Raw genomic sequence first — 16,055 nt, 5'->3', positions numbered from 1 at the left:
TCGGTGACGACCCCGTCGTCGGCCCGGTGGCCCCCGCCGTCGCCGATCGCGAAAAGGTGCACCCGCTGGTCCGCGCGACCGCCGAGTGGGGCTGGCGACTGCTGGTGATCGCAGCCGTGGTCTACGTGCTGCTGATGGCCTTCAACGAGTTCGAGGAAGTGCTGGTGCCGGTGGCCCTGGCCATCCTCGGGGCGGCCATGCTGGTACCGGTGGTGGACTGGCTGGATCGCCACCGAGTGCCGCGGTCGCTCGCGGTCCTCATCACCATCGTCGTGGCCTTGAGCTTGCTCGGACTGGTGATGACGTTCGTGGTGCAGGAGTTCATCCGTGGGTTCCCCGAACTCACCAAGCAGATCACGGTCACCATCGACCGGTCTCGTGACTGGCTCGTCGACGGTCCGCTGAAGGTCGACGACGACCAGGTCAGCAACATCGGCAACGACATCACCGATTTTCTCCAGCACAACCAGGACAAGGTCACCAGCGGTGCCCTGGCGACCGCCACGACGGCCACCGAGATCGTCACCGGCGCATTGCTGACGATCTTCGTGCTGATCTTCTTCCTGTACGGCGGCGGCCAGATCTGGACGTTCGTCACCAAACTCGTGCCGCACGGCACCCGTGGTCGGGTGCGGGCCGCGGGCACCGCCGGATTCGGCACGCTCGTCGGCTACGTTCGCGCGACCGTTGCGGTGGCCTTCGTCGACGCCCTGGGCATCGGCATCGGGCTGGCCATCCTGGGTGTGCCACTGGCACTGCCGCTGGCGTCGCTGGTGTTCTTGGGCGCCTTCATCCCGATCGTCGGCGCACTGGTGGCGGGCACCTTGGCGGTGGTGGTCGCGCTGGTCACCCAGGGCTGGATCGCGGCGGTCATCGCAACGGCCATCGTGGTCGGTGTGATGCAGGTGGAAAGCCATGTGCTGCAGCCGTTCCTGCTCGGCCGATCGGTGCGGCTGCATCCGGTTGCCGTGGTTCTCGCCATCGCGGCCGGGATCGTCTCCGCGGGCATCGTCGGAGGATTGCTCGCGGTGCCGCTGCTCGCGTTCGGCAACACCGCCGTCCGGCATCTGGCCGGCAGCGCCGCCCGGGCCCGCGACCGCGAGGACGGCACGGCCGGGCGGTTCTACACGGCCGAGCCCGATGAGCCGAGATGGGATCGCCTCGACGCGGCCGACGAGGCCGACGCGTCGCCGCCGGACGCGACCGACGAGGAGATCTCCCCGGAGCAGACGCCCCGCGACGGCGAGTGACGCCCCAGATGACCCTTCGTGGCGTGCCCGAACCGCGTGAGCCCAGCCGCGCGCGTCAACTTGCCATGGAGGCCGACACCGATCCGGTCGGCCCGCTGTGGCGGGCCGCGCAGCTGTTCCGCTTCTTCTCCTATCTCTATGCGCTCGGCTTCCAGATCGCCGTCAACGACGACCTCCTCCACGACGACACGACGTGGGCGCTGTTCGGAGTGCTCTCCGCGTGGACCCTGGCCAGCGGTATCGCCTACTACGCGGGCTTCGGCCGCAACCGGTATTGGGTGGGTGCCGACGTCGCGGTCGCCTGCGGGCTCATGCTCACCACGTCGTATGTGGCCGACACGTCGTGGGCGATGAACAACCAGACCTGGCCGACCACGCTGTGGGCGGTCAACGCGGTCATCTCGGTCGCGCTGCTCGCCGGACCGATCTGGGGCATGCTCTCCGGGCTCCTGGTCGGCGGCACGAGTGCCTTCGTGAAGGGGGCCTTCGACCTGAATTTCGGGCGCAACGCGACGATCATCATCATCGTGGCGGCCGGTGTGGCCGTGGGGCTCGCGGCGGTGATCGCGCGGCGTGCCCACGCCGTCCTCGTGCAGGCGGCCGCGATCGCCGCGGCCACCGAGGAGCGGGAGCGGTTGTCGCGCGAGGTCCATGACGGCGTGTTGCAGGTTCTCGCGCTGATCGCCAGACGCGGCCGGGAGATCGGCGGTCCGACCACCGAACTCGCCCGGCTCGCCGGCGAGCAGGAGCGGGCGTTGCGGCAACTGGTTTCCGACGCCGGCCAGATCGCCGCCGCGCACAGGCGGGCCGATCGGGCTGCCGCCGACCTCGGCGCGATCCTGCGGGGGTTCGCCGCCGAGCAGGTCTCGGTGAGCGCACCCGCGTCGCCGGTGGTCATCGATGCCGTTGTCGCCGAAGAGATCCGGGCGGCTCTCCACAACATCCTGGACAACGTGAACCACCACGCGGGCGTGTCTGCGCAGGCTTTCGTGCTGCTCGAGGATCTCGGTGATCGGGTGGTGGTCAGTGTCCGCGACGACGGAGTCGGGATTCCGGCCGGACGACTCGACGAGGCGCGACGGCAAGGCCGCATGGGGATCTCGACGTCGATCGTCGGCCGGGTGGAGGCGCTCGGTGGGACCGCGATGCTCGATTCCGGGCCGGGTGCCGGCACAGAATGGGAACTGACGATTCCGGTGGACCGGGAGGGCTGATGGCGAGCGTGGACAGGACATCCGACGGTGCGTGTCTGCGGGTGATGGTGGTCGACGACCACCCGATCTGGCGCGATGGCGTGGCACGCGATCTTGCCGAGGAAGGCTTCGAGGTGGTCGCGACCGCCGACGGGGTCGGCAGCGCCCGGCGCCGGGCCGGTGCGGTGACGCCCGACGTTGTACTGATGGACATGCAGTTGCCGGACGGGAGTGGCGCGGACGCGACGGCCGCCGTGCTCGAGGTGTCGCCGTCGTCGCGGGTGCTGGTGCTGTCGGCCTCCGATGAACGCGACGATGTCCTCCAGGCGGTGAAGGCCGGGGCGAGTGGATATCTCGTGAAGTCGTCGTCGAGAGCGGAACTGGTCGCCGCGGTGCGGGCCGTCGCCGACGGTCAGGCGGTGTTCACCCCGGGTCTCGCGGGCCTGATCCTCGGCGAGTACCGGCGACTGTCGGCAGAGCCGGATCGCGATCAGCCCCGTCCCTCCCTGACCGATCGGGAGACCGAGGTGCTCCGTCACGTCGCAAAAGGGTTGAGCGCCAAGCAGGTAGCGAACAAGCTGTCGCTGAGTCATCGGACCGTCGAGAACCATGTGCAGGCCACCCTGCGCAAGTTGCAGCTCGGCAACCGGGTGGAGTTGACCCGGTACGCGATCGAGCACGGGCTCGACGAGTGAGACGCCACGAAGCCGACGGTCAGCTCTCCGGGTGACTCCGGACGATCATCACCGGACACGGTGCCACGTGGAGGACCGCCCGGCTGGTGGAACCGAGCAGCAACCCGCGGAACCCGCCGCGACCACGGCTCCCGAGAACCACCAGTTGCGCGTCCCGAGCGGCCTCGAGGATGCACTGTGCGGCCGGCTGCGCCGCGACGACGGTCTCGACCTCGACGTCGGGCTGGTCGTCGCGATGGCCGGCCAACTGTTCGCCGATCAATTCGGTGGCCTCCTCGTGCAGTTGCCGCAGCAGTTGTTCGGCCTCGCCGTAGAACATCTGGCTGGTGAACCCGGGATAGCTGTGGACGGCGACGACAGAGGTGTTCAGCAGCGCCGCCTGCTGGAGTGCGAGCACGATCGCAGACTTCGAGACCGGCGAACCGTCGACGCCGACGACGACCGGTCCGGTGACCGGTGAATCGTCACCGACCACCACCACCGGGCAGTCGGCGTGAGCGGTCACGTTGGTGCTGACCGAGCCGAGCAGCAGACCCTGTACACCACCGAGGCCTCGGGTGCCCATCGCGAGAAGGTGTGCGTGGCCGGACACCTCGCGCAAGACGAGTGCGGGCTTGCCGTCGACCACGTGGCCCGTGGCGGTGACACCCGGCGCCAGCTCCTCGACGAGCGCGGTCGCCTCCCGGACGGATTTCTCCGCATCGGCACGCAGCGCGTCGACGACTCCTCGTTTGAACACCGCGCCGCGTGCGATCTCGGCGGTGGGCTTCTCGAGTGCCTGCACGATGTTCAGCGGCCGCTTCTCCCGGTCGGCGGCCGCGGCGGCCCATCGCAGTGCTCCGAGTGATCTTTCCGAACCGTCCACCGCGGCGACGATCGGTACATCCAACGTGGACATTGCTTGCCTCCTCGCTTGCAGGTCGGGTCGACAGATCCACCGCTCCGCCATCGTTTTCCGACGGCGTTCACGCGATTCGTGCCGGGGTCGCGACCATGCGGCGCACGACCCCTCGAGTCAACGTAACCCGATCGGCGGTCACCTCGCGCGCGAATGAGGAGTACGGAGCTCAGCTGTCCGAACGACTACGGCGCAACAGGTCCTGCACGCTGATCTGCGAACCGTCGCCATCGGCGTCCGACCGCGCGTGCCGGTCCGTTCCGCGCCGCCGACCGTCCTGCGCGGGACGATCCTCGCCCTCGGGCGCCGGATGCGAGTCGCTCAGGCCCCGTTCCATCGGCGATCCGCCGGTGCGTGACGTCGCTGAGGGGGAGGGGGAGGCGGGCCGGTGTCCCTCGGGGGACAGCGACGCGGCCAGCGGGCGCTTGCCGGTGGTGTCGAGCGCCGGACGCCTGCCCAGTGGCGAGTCGTCTCGGCGGGCCGGATTCGCCTGCGGCGGTACCGTTCCGGGCCGCGACGGCTGACCGCCGGGTGGGGTTGGCGGCTGCGCGGGCCGTTGGGGCGGTGGGCCGGACGGGCGGACGGTGGCGGGCTGCGACGCCGACGGCCGGGCCGGTTCGTCGGAGGCCAGCCGGATGCCGCCGGCGCCGAGGCGCCAGCTGCCGGTATCCGGGCCCGACGACCGGTCGCGTGCCGTGCGCCCGAGACGCGGGGCCGGCGGCGCGGCCGGGGCCGGGGGTGCCGTGGCCGATCGTGACTGCGGGCCCGAGGGCGGCGCGGACGGGCCGACGCGGGCTCCGGTCGGGGTGGCGGCCGGCGCGCCCAGGCGCGGCCCTGCGGGCGAGGTGTCCGGCCGGGGTGCGGGAGGCCGGCCGGGGGCGGGCACGCCACGTTCCGGTACCCGGCGGCCCGGCCGGTTCGCCTCGGCGGGCGGGGCGGATTGGGGCGGCTGAGCCGGCTGGGCGACGGTCCGGCCGGGCTGGGCCATCGAGCGGTTCGGCTCCCGACGGGTCGTTGCGCGTGCGGCCGCGGTCTCGGCGGGTGCGACGCCCGCGCGCGGCGCGGCCGGCATCGCCGACGTGGGAGCCTCGGCCGCCAGGATGCCCACCGACCGCGTGCGGGCGGCCGCGGCACCGTCGCGCAGTTCGTCGGGCTCGTCGTCGAGGACGGTCTCGCCCAGGCCGATCTTCTGCTGCAGCACCTGCATCCAGCGAGGGGCCCACCAGCAGTCGTCGCCGAGGAGTTTCATCACCGACGGCACCAGCAGCATGCGGATGATGGTGGCGTCGAGGATGAGCGCCGCGATCATGCCGTAGGCGATGTACTTCATCATCACGATCTCGGAGAGACCGAACGCGCCGGTCACCACCACCAGGATCGCCGCGGCGGCCGTGATGATGCGACCGGTGTGAGCGGTACCGACGCGTACCGCCTCGGTGGTGGACGCGCCCTTCTGTCTGGCCTCGACCATTCGGGACAACAGGAATATCTCGTAGTCGGTGGACAGGCCGAACACGATGGCGATGATCAGCACCAGGACCGCCGCGAACAGCGGACCGGGTGTGAAGTTCGCGATGCCTGCGCCATGCCCGTCGACGAAGATCCAGGTCAGGATGCCCAGCGTGGCTCCGAGGCCCAGCGCCGACATCAGCGCCGCCTTGATCGGCAACACCACCGACCCGAACGCCAGGAACATCAGGAAGCCGGTGACCAGCACGAGCAACACGGCCATCAGGGGCAGCCGGGACATCAGCGCATCGATCGAGTCCTGGGTCAGGGCGGGCGTACCGGCCACCCACATCTTCAGGCCGTGCGTGTCGATGCCGCGCAGTTCCTTGATGGCCTCGGCGGCGGTGTCACGGTTCACCAGACCTGCCGACATCTGGATGACCGGCGGTCCGTTGTCGCCGTACTGGCCGGTCAGCGCGCCGTCGTCGGCGGAGGGACTGAACTGTTTGGTGAACCCGGGGATCTTGTTGGCCTCGGTGGCGATGTCGTTGATCTTGTCGCCACTGTCGTTGTCGTTCGGGTCATAGGCGATGACCAGCTTGATCTCTTCGGTGCGTTCACTCGGGAAGTACTTGTCGAAGTTCTCCTGGGCGACCCGGTTCGGATTGTCGGGCGGCAGGTAGGCCTCGCTGATGCCGCCGAACTTGATGCCGCCGAACGGGATGGTCAGCACGAGCAGGACCAGCACCGTCGGCACCGCGGTCGCGATCGGATGGCGCATCACCCAGCCGGACAGCCGCCCCAGAAGCCGTCCTCGACCTCTTGACGGGTCTTGGTGCGGCGGAGGAAGGGCAGCCCGAGCGCGTCGATCCGCTTGCCGAGGATGCCCAGGATCGCCGGCATCACGGTGAGGGAGAGGATGGCGGCGAGCGACACCGACGCGATGGCACCGTAGGCGACCGACTTGAGGAACCCCTGCGGCATGATCAGCAGACATGCGAGGGCCGCGACGATGATGGTCGCCGAGAACACCACGGTCTGTCCCGCGGTCATCACCGTTCTTCGTACCGCGGCCTTGGTGGAGTACCCCTCCGCGAGTTCCTCCCGGAAACGGCTGACGATGAAGAGGCCGTAGTCGATCGCGATGCCCAGACCGATCAGTGTGACCACCGACTGGGCGAAGATGTTGAGTTCGGTGACCTGCGCGAGCACCTTCATGATGCCCAGCGAGCCGGCGATGGTGAGGCCGCCGATGAGGACGGGCAGGCAGGCGGCGATCACACCGCCGAAGATGAAGAAGAGCATGATCGCCACCAGGGGCAGCGCGATCACCTCGGCTCGGTGGATGTCCTTGTCCATCCCGTCGGCCATGCTGCCCGCCACCGGTTGCAGGCCCGCGAGCTCGAATGTCGTCCCCTCGAGATTGAACCTCTCCGGGATGTTGTCGAACGACGGCTCGATCGTCTTGTAGTTCTTCAGGACCGTGGTGTCGTCGTCACCCTTGACACCGATACTGATGAACGCGTGCGTCTTGTCCGGACTGAAAGTCCTGGCCCGGATGGTCTCCTGGGCCGCCTTCGAGGTCGGGGTCTGATCCCGCAGGTAGAAGGGGTCGATGAGGCCCGGATCCTCGCGGTCGACCACGTCGCCGTGCTGGGTGATCAGGTCGTCGACGAAGTTCTCGACCTTCGCCCCGAACTCCGGATCGTCGACGGTCGTACCCGCGGGCGGGGTGATGAGCAGGATCACGTCCGAGCGGTGGTCGCGGCCGAGTGCGGTGTCGGCGACGACCGAACCCTGCGACGATTCCGACGTCGGGTCGAACCAGCCGCTCTGACTCAGGTGCTTCGAGAGATCGAGGCCATAGAGCCCGAGTCCCGCCATCAGTGCGATGAGCACGCCGATGACGGCAAAGCGCATTCGATAGACGAAAGTGCCGATGGCTCCGAACACGCCGTGGTTCCTTCCTCGTCGCGGGATCTGGTCGTCGGGTCGGGGTCGTGGTGCGGGTTCGTCGATCCGTGGTCGCATCGACGATGACCGTTGATTCTTCCAGGCGGTCCTGAGTTGTCCCTGAGTCGGCTGGTGCTGTTGTGTCGACTCAGTGCAGGAGTGCCTGCAGTGGTCGGAACGGTGTGAGCCACGCCCCGTCGTCGGGCAGTGAATCGAGCCCGATGCGCGGCAGCGGCTCACGGAACACCGCCGGGATGTCCTCCAGGTCGACGAACTCCAACTCTTCGGTGGTCAATGCCCAGCTGGCGTGTTCCCGGAACCCGATCACCGTGACCGGGATACCGTCGGCCACCACGTCGAGCAACGGCTCCCGGAACGCTTGTCCGTCGGCCGAGGCCACGATCAGGCCAGCTAGTCCCACAGTGTGCCTGCGAAGTTCGATGTGGTCGAGCATGTCGGCGTCCACATCGCTGTCGTCGGACAGCTTGGGCTTCGCGAACACCGCATATCCGACATTGCGGAGTGCGTCGACCCACGGCCGCACCACGTCGGCGCTGCCCGGCACGATGTTCGTGAACACCGTCGCCTCGGGCTCGACCCTTCGAGACGCTTCGCTCCTCAGGGTGCTGGGAGGCGTTTCGTTCGGGCCGGCCGCGCCTGCCGATATCTCCGCGGTCCGCTGCAGCAACCAGCGCCCGAGAGCGTCGAACCGCGGACGATAGGCAGCCGTGGGACGCCCGCCGAGGATCGCCCCGAGTCCCATGTCCATGTTGGGCGCGTCCCAGACGAGTAGTACCCGGGGGGCGGCGCTCTGACCGGAGATGTTCTCCGCGAACCCTTTTCCGGCGGACGCGGGTGGGGGAGTGATCTCCGGTGTGACTGTGTCGTCGCTCATTCGTGGCCGCCTTCGGTGTCCGGAGATGTCGGGAGATCGGGACGGACATAGACGAATTCGTTGACCCCGCGTCCCTCGCGCTCGGCACGGCCCTCGAACTTCGTGGTCGGCCGGTCGAGCAGGATCGGTGCGTCCCGGGTCAGCTGGATCACGTGCGGCCGGTCCCGGCGCTGGGTGGCGAGATGCTCCGCGATCCATTCCGCGTACCCGGCGTGGTCGGTGGCGATGTGGAGCACGCCGCCCGGCACGAGGCGGTCGGCCATCAGCTCCAGGGTGCCGCTCTGCACCAGCCTGCGCTTGTGGTGGCGTGATTTCGGCCACGGGTCCGGGAAGAACACCCGGATCCCGGCGAGGCTCTGCGGTGCCAGGAGTTCGGTGAGCACCACGACGGCGTCACCGCGGACCATCCGGACGTTTGTCAGTCCGCCGCGATCGACGAGCCCGAGCAGCTGGGCGAGCCCTGGTTTGTAGACCTCCACCGCGAGTACGTCGACGTCTGGTTCGGCCGCCGCCATCGCTGCCGTCGACACCCCGGTACCGCTGCCGATCTCCAGGACAGTCGGCGCGTCGCGCCCGAACAGCTCGGACAGGTCGACTGCTTCTTCAGGTTCGCGATCCACCCCGAGGGCCAGATCGCGGCCCAATCGGGGCCACAGGGTTTCCCAATTGCGCTGCTGACCCGTCGTCAGGGAGCCGCGGCGAAACCGGAAACTGGTGACCCGCGGATAGCGACTGGACTGATCGAGACTCTCGCTCACCGGTCCATCGTTGCGCATCGGTGCCCGTCGAGGACAGCCGACACGGGTTCTGTGCCGGTCAGCGGCACGCCGCGGGCCTCGGGAGGCTAGATTGCGAGGCATGTCGCACGACCCGATGACGCCCTTGACGAGCGCTCTGGCGCGGGTCGTCGAGTCGGGGCGGTTGGTGGCGCTCGTCGATCCGTTGTCGCCGGCGCGCGCGGCACTCGACGACGCCGCTCGTCGATACGGGCGGCCGTTGCAGATCTGGGTCGGCGGCCGTCCCGGAACCGGGCGCGACACCTTTGCCCGTGCGCTGCGGGAGCGGCTCTCGGTGACAACGATCGGCCCCGGCGCGGGCGAGATGGCCGACGCCGACGCCGACCTGTGGATGTATGTGCTGTCGGGACCGCCGCGGGCGGCCGATCGGGCCGCGGTTGCGGCGTTGCCCGCGGATCGCTCGGTGGTGGTGCTCGGCAAGGCCGACACCCAGGGCGCCGGGGCGGCGGCTGCCGACCTCGCCGCCGGCTGTGCCGCACGACTCGGCGTCCCGGTGCTCGCGGTGTCACAGTTGCTGGCCTGCGCGGATCTGTCCGACGCCGAGTTCGACTTCCTTCATCGGCTGAGCGCGGCAGGTGTGCGGATGCCGTCGATGGCCGGGCAGTTCCTCACCATCACGCCGGGCCGGGACCCCGATGCCGCCCCACTTTTCCCCGGTGACGAGCGTGCCCTGCGTGCCGGCCTGCTGCGCCGCATCGATCGGCGTGGCATCGAGATCGCGCTGGATCTCCTGGCCACCGACGACCCGGTCGTCGTCGATGCCGCCACCCTCAACGCGACCCTGCAGGCGCGGAGCGGCATCGAGCAGCTCGTGCCCCTGATCCGGGAGCGGGTCGACATCGTCCGTCACCGGCGGCTGGCGGACGTGCGATCGCGACTCGAGCTCGTCGCCGCCCGCGGATGGGATCGCGACGTGATCGAACAGCTGCTCGCAAATGGGGAGGTGGCGTGACGACCGCGCCGTCCCAGGTGGACGCGACCGCCCGGGTCCACGGGCTGACCGGATTCGATCCGGCCACGGTCGCGGGAACCGGGACGGGGGTCGCGGTGTACGGGATCGGCGGCACCGGGGTCAGCAGCTTGGTCGAGGCGTGCCGGGTGGTGGAGCCGAGCTCGCCGGTGACCGAGGGGCGCTGGGGCCGTCGCCCCGACGACGATGCCATCGGTATCGCCCTGATGGTGCTCGATCCGTCGTCGTCGGTGGGTGACGAGGAGAAGCAGGCCGTCGACGAGCTGCGGTCGCGGTTCGGGATCGTCGCGCTGGTCGGCACCAAGATCGACGCATTCTGGGATTGGCCGCGCATCCTGCGGGCGCATCGCGCCCTGCTCGACCCGTTCGAGCAGCTCCCGGTGTTCGCGGTCTCCTCGACGGCCGCGTTGTCGGGGGCGATCGAGGAATCCGGTGTGCCCGCGGTGGTCGAATGGATCACCGAGCACCTCGCGGCGCCGTCCGGTGTCCGGCGCGAACGGGCGCGGGTCTGCGCGGCACTCGCGGCCGTCGACCAGGCCCTGGAGACCCTGATGCGGGCGACCGATCCCGATGCCGTGTCGGCGACCGTCGACCGGCTGGCCGACCGGCGGCGGGCGCTGCTCGAATCCCGCGACCGGGGCCGTGCGGACCGGCTCGCCGCGGCGCGCACCGGCCTGGCGAGGGCGCGCAGCGAGTCCCTCGCCGATGTCGCGTCCGGGACGCGGGCTCTCGCGGCCGCGGCGACGGCCCGGTCGGCGACCCTGAAGCCCGCCTCGGTCGACAGCTACGTCCACTGGCTTGCCGGCGAGGCGTCGGCGCTGCGTGAACGCGTCGATCACGCGATCGACGACCGCATCGAGGAGGTGCGGGCGCCGGCGCTGCTCGGGATCGAGGCCCAGGTGGACGGTGGTCCTCGGCCTCGGCCCGACGTTCGTGCGCCCGACGATCGTGCGCCCGACCCCCCGTTCGGGCGGGCGGTGCCGTCCGGACGCCGCGGTGGCGAGGACGCCCTGCTGGTGCTGATCGGTGCGTCCACCGGGCTCGGGGTGGGACGACTGATCGTCGCGCCGATGGCGTCGGTGCAGACGCTGCAGTGGGTGAGCATGCCGCTCACCCTGCTGCTCGGGGTCGCCGTCGCCGCACTGGTGATCCGGGTGCGTCGGACCGCGGCCCTGCGTGCCGACCTGCGGAGTTGGAGCACCGACGCGCTGAACGAGACGCGCGGCCGGCTCGAACACCGGGTCGGGCTGCGGCTGGCCGCGGCCGACCCTCTGGTGGCCGGTCACATCACCCGCTTCTACGAACGGCGTGCGCGACAGGTGTCCGCGGAGGTCGCGGCGATCGATGTGAGACTGCGCGACCTGCGCTCGGGATCGGCGACGCAGGATCAGCGCGACCAGATCGGCCGGCTCCGCGGCACGCACCGCGAACTGGTGACGCTCGCACAGGCCTTGATCGGCGACGACGGGGATGTCTGAGCAGAATCGGAACCGCCCGGCGACTCGCTGCGTCCTATCATCACGGTGGTGTGCGGCACGGGTCCCGGACGAAACGAGGCAGCGTAGATGGACATGTCATTTCTCGGCGGTGACCCGCTCGGCGCAGATGGGTTCGGCGCAGATGGGTTCGGTGCGGATGGGTTCGGTGCGGATGGGTTCGGTGCCGACGAGTTCGGTGATGCGGATCGTGTGACGGCCGGCCAGGAGGCATCCTCGCCGGAAGATCACCTGTGGATGCATGCCGACGGGCGGGTCTGGGACCTCGGGCCGGCCGACGTCGACACCGACGACGACGGCGTACGGGATTCGCTCACCCGCACCGGCGCCGGCGGCATGACCGTCTACACCGATGCCGACCACGACGGTCAGGTCGACAAGATCACCGAGATCGACGCGCAGGGCATGTTCTCCTCGAGCACCCTTGACCTCGACAGCGGCGCCTGGGTGCCGACCGACACCGGGCGTCTCGGCTGAGGCTCCCTCACCTTCGGCGGATCGGCCGCTGCGAGCGGTTGCGATGCATGGGACTGTGGGATATGCCGCATCTGTTGGCCCCGGTACCTAGCGCCCGCTCGGTGAACGTATCCTGAGTTGACGACGACATCGCCGACGGCTATGCATCGGGCCGTCACCTCGGAGGAGACCCAATCATGACCTCAGCCACCATTCCCGGCCTGGACCCGAACACCGCCCCGACGAAACACGCCGGACTGCTGGCGTGGGTCGCCGAGGTCGCCGAGCTGACCCAGCCGGATCGGGTCGTCTGGTCCGACGGCAGCGACGCCGAGTGGGAGCGGTTGACCTCGCAGCTCGTGGAGGCGGGCACCCTCGTCAAGTTGAACGAGGAGAAGAAGCCCAACTCGTTCCTGGCCCAGTCCGACCCCGCCGATGTCGCCCGCGTGGAGTCGCGCACCTTCATCTGTGCGAAGACGCAGGAAGAGGCCGGTCCCACCAACAACTGGGTCGATCCGGCGGAGATGCGCGCCACGATGAACGACCTGTACCGCGGATGCATGCGTGGGCGCACGATGTTCGTCATCCCGTTCTGCATGGGACCCCTCGGTTCCGACGACCCGAAGCTGGGCGTCGAGATCACCGACTCCGAGTACGTCGTCCTGTCCATGAAGATCATGACCCGCGTCGGCCCGAAGGTGCTCGAGCTGCTGGGTGAGGACGGCTTCTTCGTCAAGGCGCTGCACTCCGTCGGCGCCCCCCTCGAGCCGGGTCAGGCCGACGTCCCGTGGCCGTGCAACTCCGAGAAGTACATCTCCCACTTCCCCGAGGACCGGGAGATCTGGTCGTTCGGCTCCGGATACGGCGGCAACGCCCTGCTCGGCAAGAAGTGCTACGCACTGCGCATCGCCTCGGTGCTGGCCCACGACGAGGGCTGGCTGGCCGAGCACATGCTGATCCTCAAGCTCACCAGCCCGCAGAAGAAGGTCTACTACGTCGCGGCCGCGTTCCCGAGTGCCTGCGGCAAGACCAACCTCGCGATGATCCAGCCGACCATCCCGGGCTGGACCGCCGAGACCGTCGGCGACGACATCGCCTGGATGCGCTTCGGCGACGACGGCCGCCTGTACGCGACGAACCCCGAGTTCGGGTTCTTCGGCGTCGCCCCGGGTACGAGCAACGACTCTAACCCGAATGCCATGAAGACCGTCGAGGCAGGCAACACGCTGTACACCAACGTCGCGCTCACCGACGACGGCGACATCTGGTGGGAGGGCATCGGTGGCGAGACGCCCGCGCACCTCACCGACTGGCTCGGCAACGACTGGACGCCGGACTCCGATTCGAAGGCGGCGCACCCGAACTCGCGCTACTGCACCCCGCTGGACCAGTGCCCGTCGCTGGCCGACGAGTGGGACAACCCGCAGGGCGTGCCGCTGTCGGCGATCCTCTTCGGTGGACGCCGCAAGACCACCGTGCCGCTGGTCACCGAGGCCCGCGACTGGCAGCACGGCGTGTTCATGGGTGCCACCGTGGGCTCGGAGCAGACCGCAGCGGCCGAGGGCAAGGTCGGTACCGTCCGCCGTGACCCGATGGCGATGCTGCCGTTCCTCGGCTACCACATCGGCGACTACTTCGCCCACTGGATCGACCTCGGCAAGAACGCCGACGCGACGAAGCTGCCGAAGATCTTCTACGTCAACTGGTTCCGTCGCGGCGACGACGGCCGTTTCCTGTGGCCGGGATTCGGCGAGAACAGCCGTGTGCTCGAGTGGATCGTCGGACGGATCGAAGGCGAGAACGAGGGCGTCTCCACCCCGATCGGGATCGTCGCCAAGCCCGACGAGATCGACATGGACGGTCTCGGCGACGTCCCGGCCGAGGACATCGAGGCAGCGCTCGCCGTGAACGCCGAGGAGTGGCGTCAGGAGATCCCGCTGATCGAGGAGCTCTTCGAGTTCGTCGGCGACAAGCTCCCGACCTCTCTGCAGGATGAGCTGGATCAGCTCAAGCAGCGTCTGAGCTGAGCGGGTAAGGTCTCCCCCTATGAGGTTTCGCTTGTGGGGGGCGGCACTCGTGTCCGCTTGTGCTGTAGGACTTTCCGTCGTGTCGGTCGGCGGGGCCGTGGCGGCCCCGCCGAGTCCGTCGTCGGGTGTGACGTCGTTCTACCGGGATTCGACGACCATCTCCGGACTGCCGAGCTTCGGCGGGATCTCCGGTATCGACCGCACCGGTAACGGCACCTACGCGATGATCTCCACCGACGTCGGCCGATTCGGCCCGGCCCGGTTCTACAACGCGACCATCCCGTTCAGCTCGGCGACCGGTATGGCGTCGGTCGGCCGGATCACCGGCGGCGGCACCGTCCTGGCCCCCGGCAATCTGCCGGTCCTGCCGGGTGGCGCGCAGTTCGAGGGCATCCGCCGTCTCGGCGGCGGCTACGTGGTCGCCAGCGGCGGCAACCAGCAGTTCGTGCGCGTGGTCGGCGGGCTCGGCAATCATCTGCGCGACCTCCCGCTCCCGGCCGCCTACCGCGTCTCCGCGAAGTCGGGACTGAACGGCCAGCGCGGACTCACCGGCGTCGCGGTGGCTCCCGGCGATCGGGTCAGTGCCATCACCGCGGGAGGGCTCAAACAAGACCCACGAACCTCTGCCCGCCTGCTCACCTGGGCCGGTCGAGGCACCTCCGAGCACGTCTACCGCACCGACGGCGACAAGGTGGCGGCAGATGTGCTGGCGGTCAACAACACCGACTATCTGGTGCTCGAGCGTGGCAAGGGCCGCGTCTCCCGCATCTACTGGACCACCACCCGCGGTGCTCAGTCGGTGACGGGCAAGCAGCGTCTCTCCGGCCGCGAGACGGCGATGCCGAAGAAGCCGATCTTCTCCACCGCGCCGCTGACCGGACTGGTCGCCGGGAACATGTCCGGATTGGCCTGGGGCAACTGGTTCCCCGACCACCCGTGGCTCACCTACCGTGCGCGGGCCTTGTACATCGTGACCAACGACGCGTTCTCGGGTCCGACGCGCGTGCACGTGCTCGAGGTCCGGCTACCGAAGCGCTGATCTGTCCGATGTTCGATCTACCCAGAACGTCGGGGTGGTCACTCAGGGATATTCCGGATAGCCAACGGACCGGAGATTTGGCACCGTTGAGGCCATGACATCGGCCCGTACGGACAGCCCCCACGTCGCAGCACACCCCATCGCCGCCGGTGCGGCCGATCTGACCAAGGTCTACGGCACGGGTGACACCGTCGTCGAGGCGTTGCGCGGGGTCACCATCGAGTTCGCCGCCGGTGAGTTCACCGCGATCATGGGACCGTCCGGATCGGGCAAGTCCACCCTGATGCACTGCCTCGCCGGCCTCGACGTGGCGACCGAGGGCAAGGTGCACATCGGCGATGTCGATCTCACCGGGCTGTCGGACAAGGCGATGACGATGCTGCGGCGCGACCGGATCGGGTTCGTCTTCCAGTCGTTCAATCTGGTCCCCACCCTCACCGCGGCGGAGAACATCACGCTGCCGGTGGACATCGCGGGCCGCGAGGTGGACAAGTCCTGGTTCGACGCGGTGGTCGACCGGCTCGGGATCACCGACAGGCTCACCCACCTGCCCAGCGAGCTGTCGGGGGGACAGCAGCAGCGCGTGGCGTGTGCCCGTGCGCTGGTCGGCAAGCCGGACATCATCTTCGGTGACGAGCCGACCGGCAACCTCGACTCACGGTCCTCCGGCGAGGTCCTCGACATCCTGCGTGCGGCGACCGACGAATTCGGCCAGACAGTGGTGATCGTGACGCACGATCCGCGTGCGGCCTCGTATGCCGACCGGGTGGTGTTCCTGGCCGACGGGCAGGTCGTCCGCGAGCTGGCGCGTCCATCGGCCGACGACGTCTTCGAGGTGATGAAGAACCTCGACGAGCCGGCGCCCGCCGAGCCGCACGCGCCCAAGCATGCCGCCGACGCCGCGGGCGACGACACCACGTCCGAGGTGCGCTGACAC

Annotated in this window: 12 protein-coding genes and 1 pseudogene; 9 read left to right on the top strand and 4 right to left on the bottom strand. The window is 69.2% G+C overall.

The features are described from left to right. The first annotated feature begins 26 nt into the window (after positions 1-26). From GTV32_RS13085 to GTV32_RS13075, 3 genes are read left to right on the top strand one after another with little or no spacing between them, the layout of a single operon-like run. Positions 27-1,250, top strand: a complete 1,224-nt coding sequence (locus tag GTV32_RS13085) for an AI-2E family transporter (RefSeq protein ID WP_343287449.1) — start codon at positions 27-29, stop codon at positions 1,248-1,250. A gap of 8 nt (positions 1,251-1,258) precedes the next feature. Continuing rightward, complete coding sequence (locus GTV32_RS13080) at positions 1,259-2,464, top strand: DUF5931 domain-containing protein (RefSeq protein WP_161060686.1); 1,206 nt, start codon at positions 1,259-1,261, stop codon at positions 2,462-2,464. Then, positions 2,464-3,138, top strand: coding sequence for a response regulator transcription factor (locus tag GTV32_RS13075; RefSeq protein ID WP_161060685.1), 675 nt, complete (start codon positions 2,464-2,466; stop codon positions 3,136-3,138). The genes GTV32_RS13080 and GTV32_RS13075 overlap by 1 nt, the downstream gene beginning before the upstream one ends. Before the next feature lie 19 nt (positions 3,139-3,157). On the opposite strand, the gene GTV32_RS13070 is transcribed toward GTV32_RS13075, so the two are convergent. From GTV32_RS13070 to trmB, 4 genes and pseudogenes are all read right to left on the bottom strand, one after another. Then, entirely contained in the window at positions 3,158-4,036 is an 879-nt protein-coding gene (locus GTV32_RS13070) for a universal stress protein (RefSeq protein WP_161060684.1), read from the bottom strand. Positions 4,037-4,205: 169 nt separating this feature from the next. Further along, positions 4,206-7,438, bottom strand: a pseudogene (locus tag GTV32_RS13065) (MMPL family transporter). A gap of 148 nt (positions 7,439-7,586) precedes the next feature. Continuing rightward, positions 7,587-8,333, bottom strand: coding sequence for an NYN domain-containing protein (locus GTV32_RS13060; protein WP_161060683.1), 747 nt, complete (start codon positions 8,331-8,333; stop codon positions 7,587-7,589). After that, positions 8,330-9,109 (bottom strand): tRNA (guanosine(46)-N7)-methyltransferase TrmB, encoded by a 780-nt coding sequence (trmB, locus tag GTV32_RS13055; RefSeq protein WP_161060682.1) that lies wholly within the window; start codon positions 9,107-9,109, stop codon positions 8,330-8,332. The genes GTV32_RS13060 and trmB overlap by 4 nt, the downstream gene beginning before the upstream one ends. A gap of 82 nt (positions 9,110-9,191) precedes the next feature. Between trmB and GTV32_RS13050 the strand changes: the two genes are divergently transcribed. From GTV32_RS13050 to GTV32_RS13025, 6 genes are all read left to right on the top strand, one after another. After that, positions 9,192-10,082 (top strand): hypothetical protein, encoded by an 891-nt coding sequence (locus tag GTV32_RS13050; RefSeq protein WP_237421539.1) that lies wholly within the window; start codon positions 9,192-9,194, stop codon positions 10,080-10,082. Further along, positions 10,079-11,578, top strand: a complete 1,500-nt coding sequence (locus GTV32_RS13045) for a hypothetical protein (protein WP_161060681.1) — start codon at positions 10,079-10,081, stop codon at positions 11,576-11,578. Before GTV32_RS13050 ends, GTV32_RS13045 begins: the two co-directional genes overlap by 4 nt. An 87-nt stretch (positions 11,579-11,665) precedes the next feature. Next, entirely contained in the window at positions 11,666-12,073 is a 408-nt protein-coding gene (locus GTV32_RS13040) for a DUF6802 family protein (protein ID WP_161060680.1), read from the top strand. Positions 12,074-12,249: 176 nt separating this feature from the next. Further along, the gene (locus GTV32_RS13035) at positions 12,250-14,079 is read left to right on the top strand and encodes a phosphoenolpyruvate carboxykinase (GTP) (RefSeq protein ID WP_161060679.1); all 1,830 of its coding nucleotides are present in this window, start codon (positions 12,250-12,252) and stop codon (positions 14,077-14,079) included. Between the two features lie 19 nt (positions 14,080-14,098). Then, positions 14,099-15,118: an esterase-like activity of phytase family protein gene (locus GTV32_RS13030; RefSeq protein ID WP_161060678.1), complete on the top strand. Its 1,020-nt coding sequence runs from the start codon at positions 14,099-14,101 to the stop codon at positions 15,116-15,118. Between the two features lie 94 nt (positions 15,119-15,212). After that, positions 15,213-16,052, top strand: a complete 840-nt coding sequence (locus GTV32_RS13025) for an ABC transporter ATP-binding protein (protein WP_161060677.1) — start codon at positions 15,213-15,215, stop codon at positions 16,050-16,052. Positions 16,053-16,055 lie beyond the last annotated feature (3 nt).

The sequence above is a fragment of the Gordonia sp. SID5947 genome (assembly GCF_009862785.1).
Classification (GTDB): domain Bacteria; phylum Actinomycetota; class Actinomycetes; order Mycobacteriales; family Mycobacteriaceae; genus Gordonia.
The sequence above is the reverse complement of the archived record's forward strand: the minus strand, read 5'-3'. Positions and strand labels throughout refer to the sequence as shown.

Bases quoted from the DNA above. Each gene is read 5' to 3' on its own strand.
- GTV32_RS13080 (WP_161060686.1), top strand. From the start codon at position 1,259: ATGACCCTTCGTGGCGTGCCCGAACCGCGTGAGCCCAGCCGCGCGCGT.
- GTV32_RS13075 (WP_161060685.1), top strand. From the start codon at position 2,464: ATGGCGAGCGTGGACAGGACATCCGACGGTGCGTGTCTGCGGGTGATG.
- GTV32_RS13070 (WP_161060684.1), bottom strand. From the start codon at position 4,036: ATGTCCACGTTGGATGTACCGATCGTCGCCGCGGTGGACGGTTCGGAA.
- GTV32_RS13060 (WP_161060683.1), bottom strand. From the start codon at position 8,333: ATGAGCGACGACACAGTCACACCGGAGATCACTCCCCCACCCGCGTCC.
- trmB (WP_161060682.1), bottom strand. From the start codon at position 9,109: ATGCGCAACGATGGACCGGTGAGCGAGAGTCTCGATCAGTCCAGTCGC.
- GTV32_RS13050 (WP_237421539.1), top strand. From the start codon at position 9,192: ATGTCGCACGACCCGATGACGCCCTTGACGAGCGCTCTGGCGCGGGTC.
- GTV32_RS13040 (WP_161060680.1), top strand. From the start codon at position 11,666: ATGGACATGTCATTTCTCGGCGGTGACCCGCTCGGCGCAGATGGGTTC.
- GTV32_RS13035 (WP_161060679.1), top strand. From the start codon at position 12,250: ATGACCTCAGCCACCATTCCCGGCCTGGACCCGAACACCGCCCCGACG.
- GTV32_RS13030 (WP_161060678.1), top strand. From the start codon at position 14,099: ATGAGGTTTCGCTTGTGGGGGGCGGCACTCGTGTCCGCTTGTGCTGTA.
- GTV32_RS13025 (WP_161060677.1), top strand. From the start codon at position 15,213: ATGACATCGGCCCGTACGGACAGCCCCCACGTCGCAGCACACCCCATC.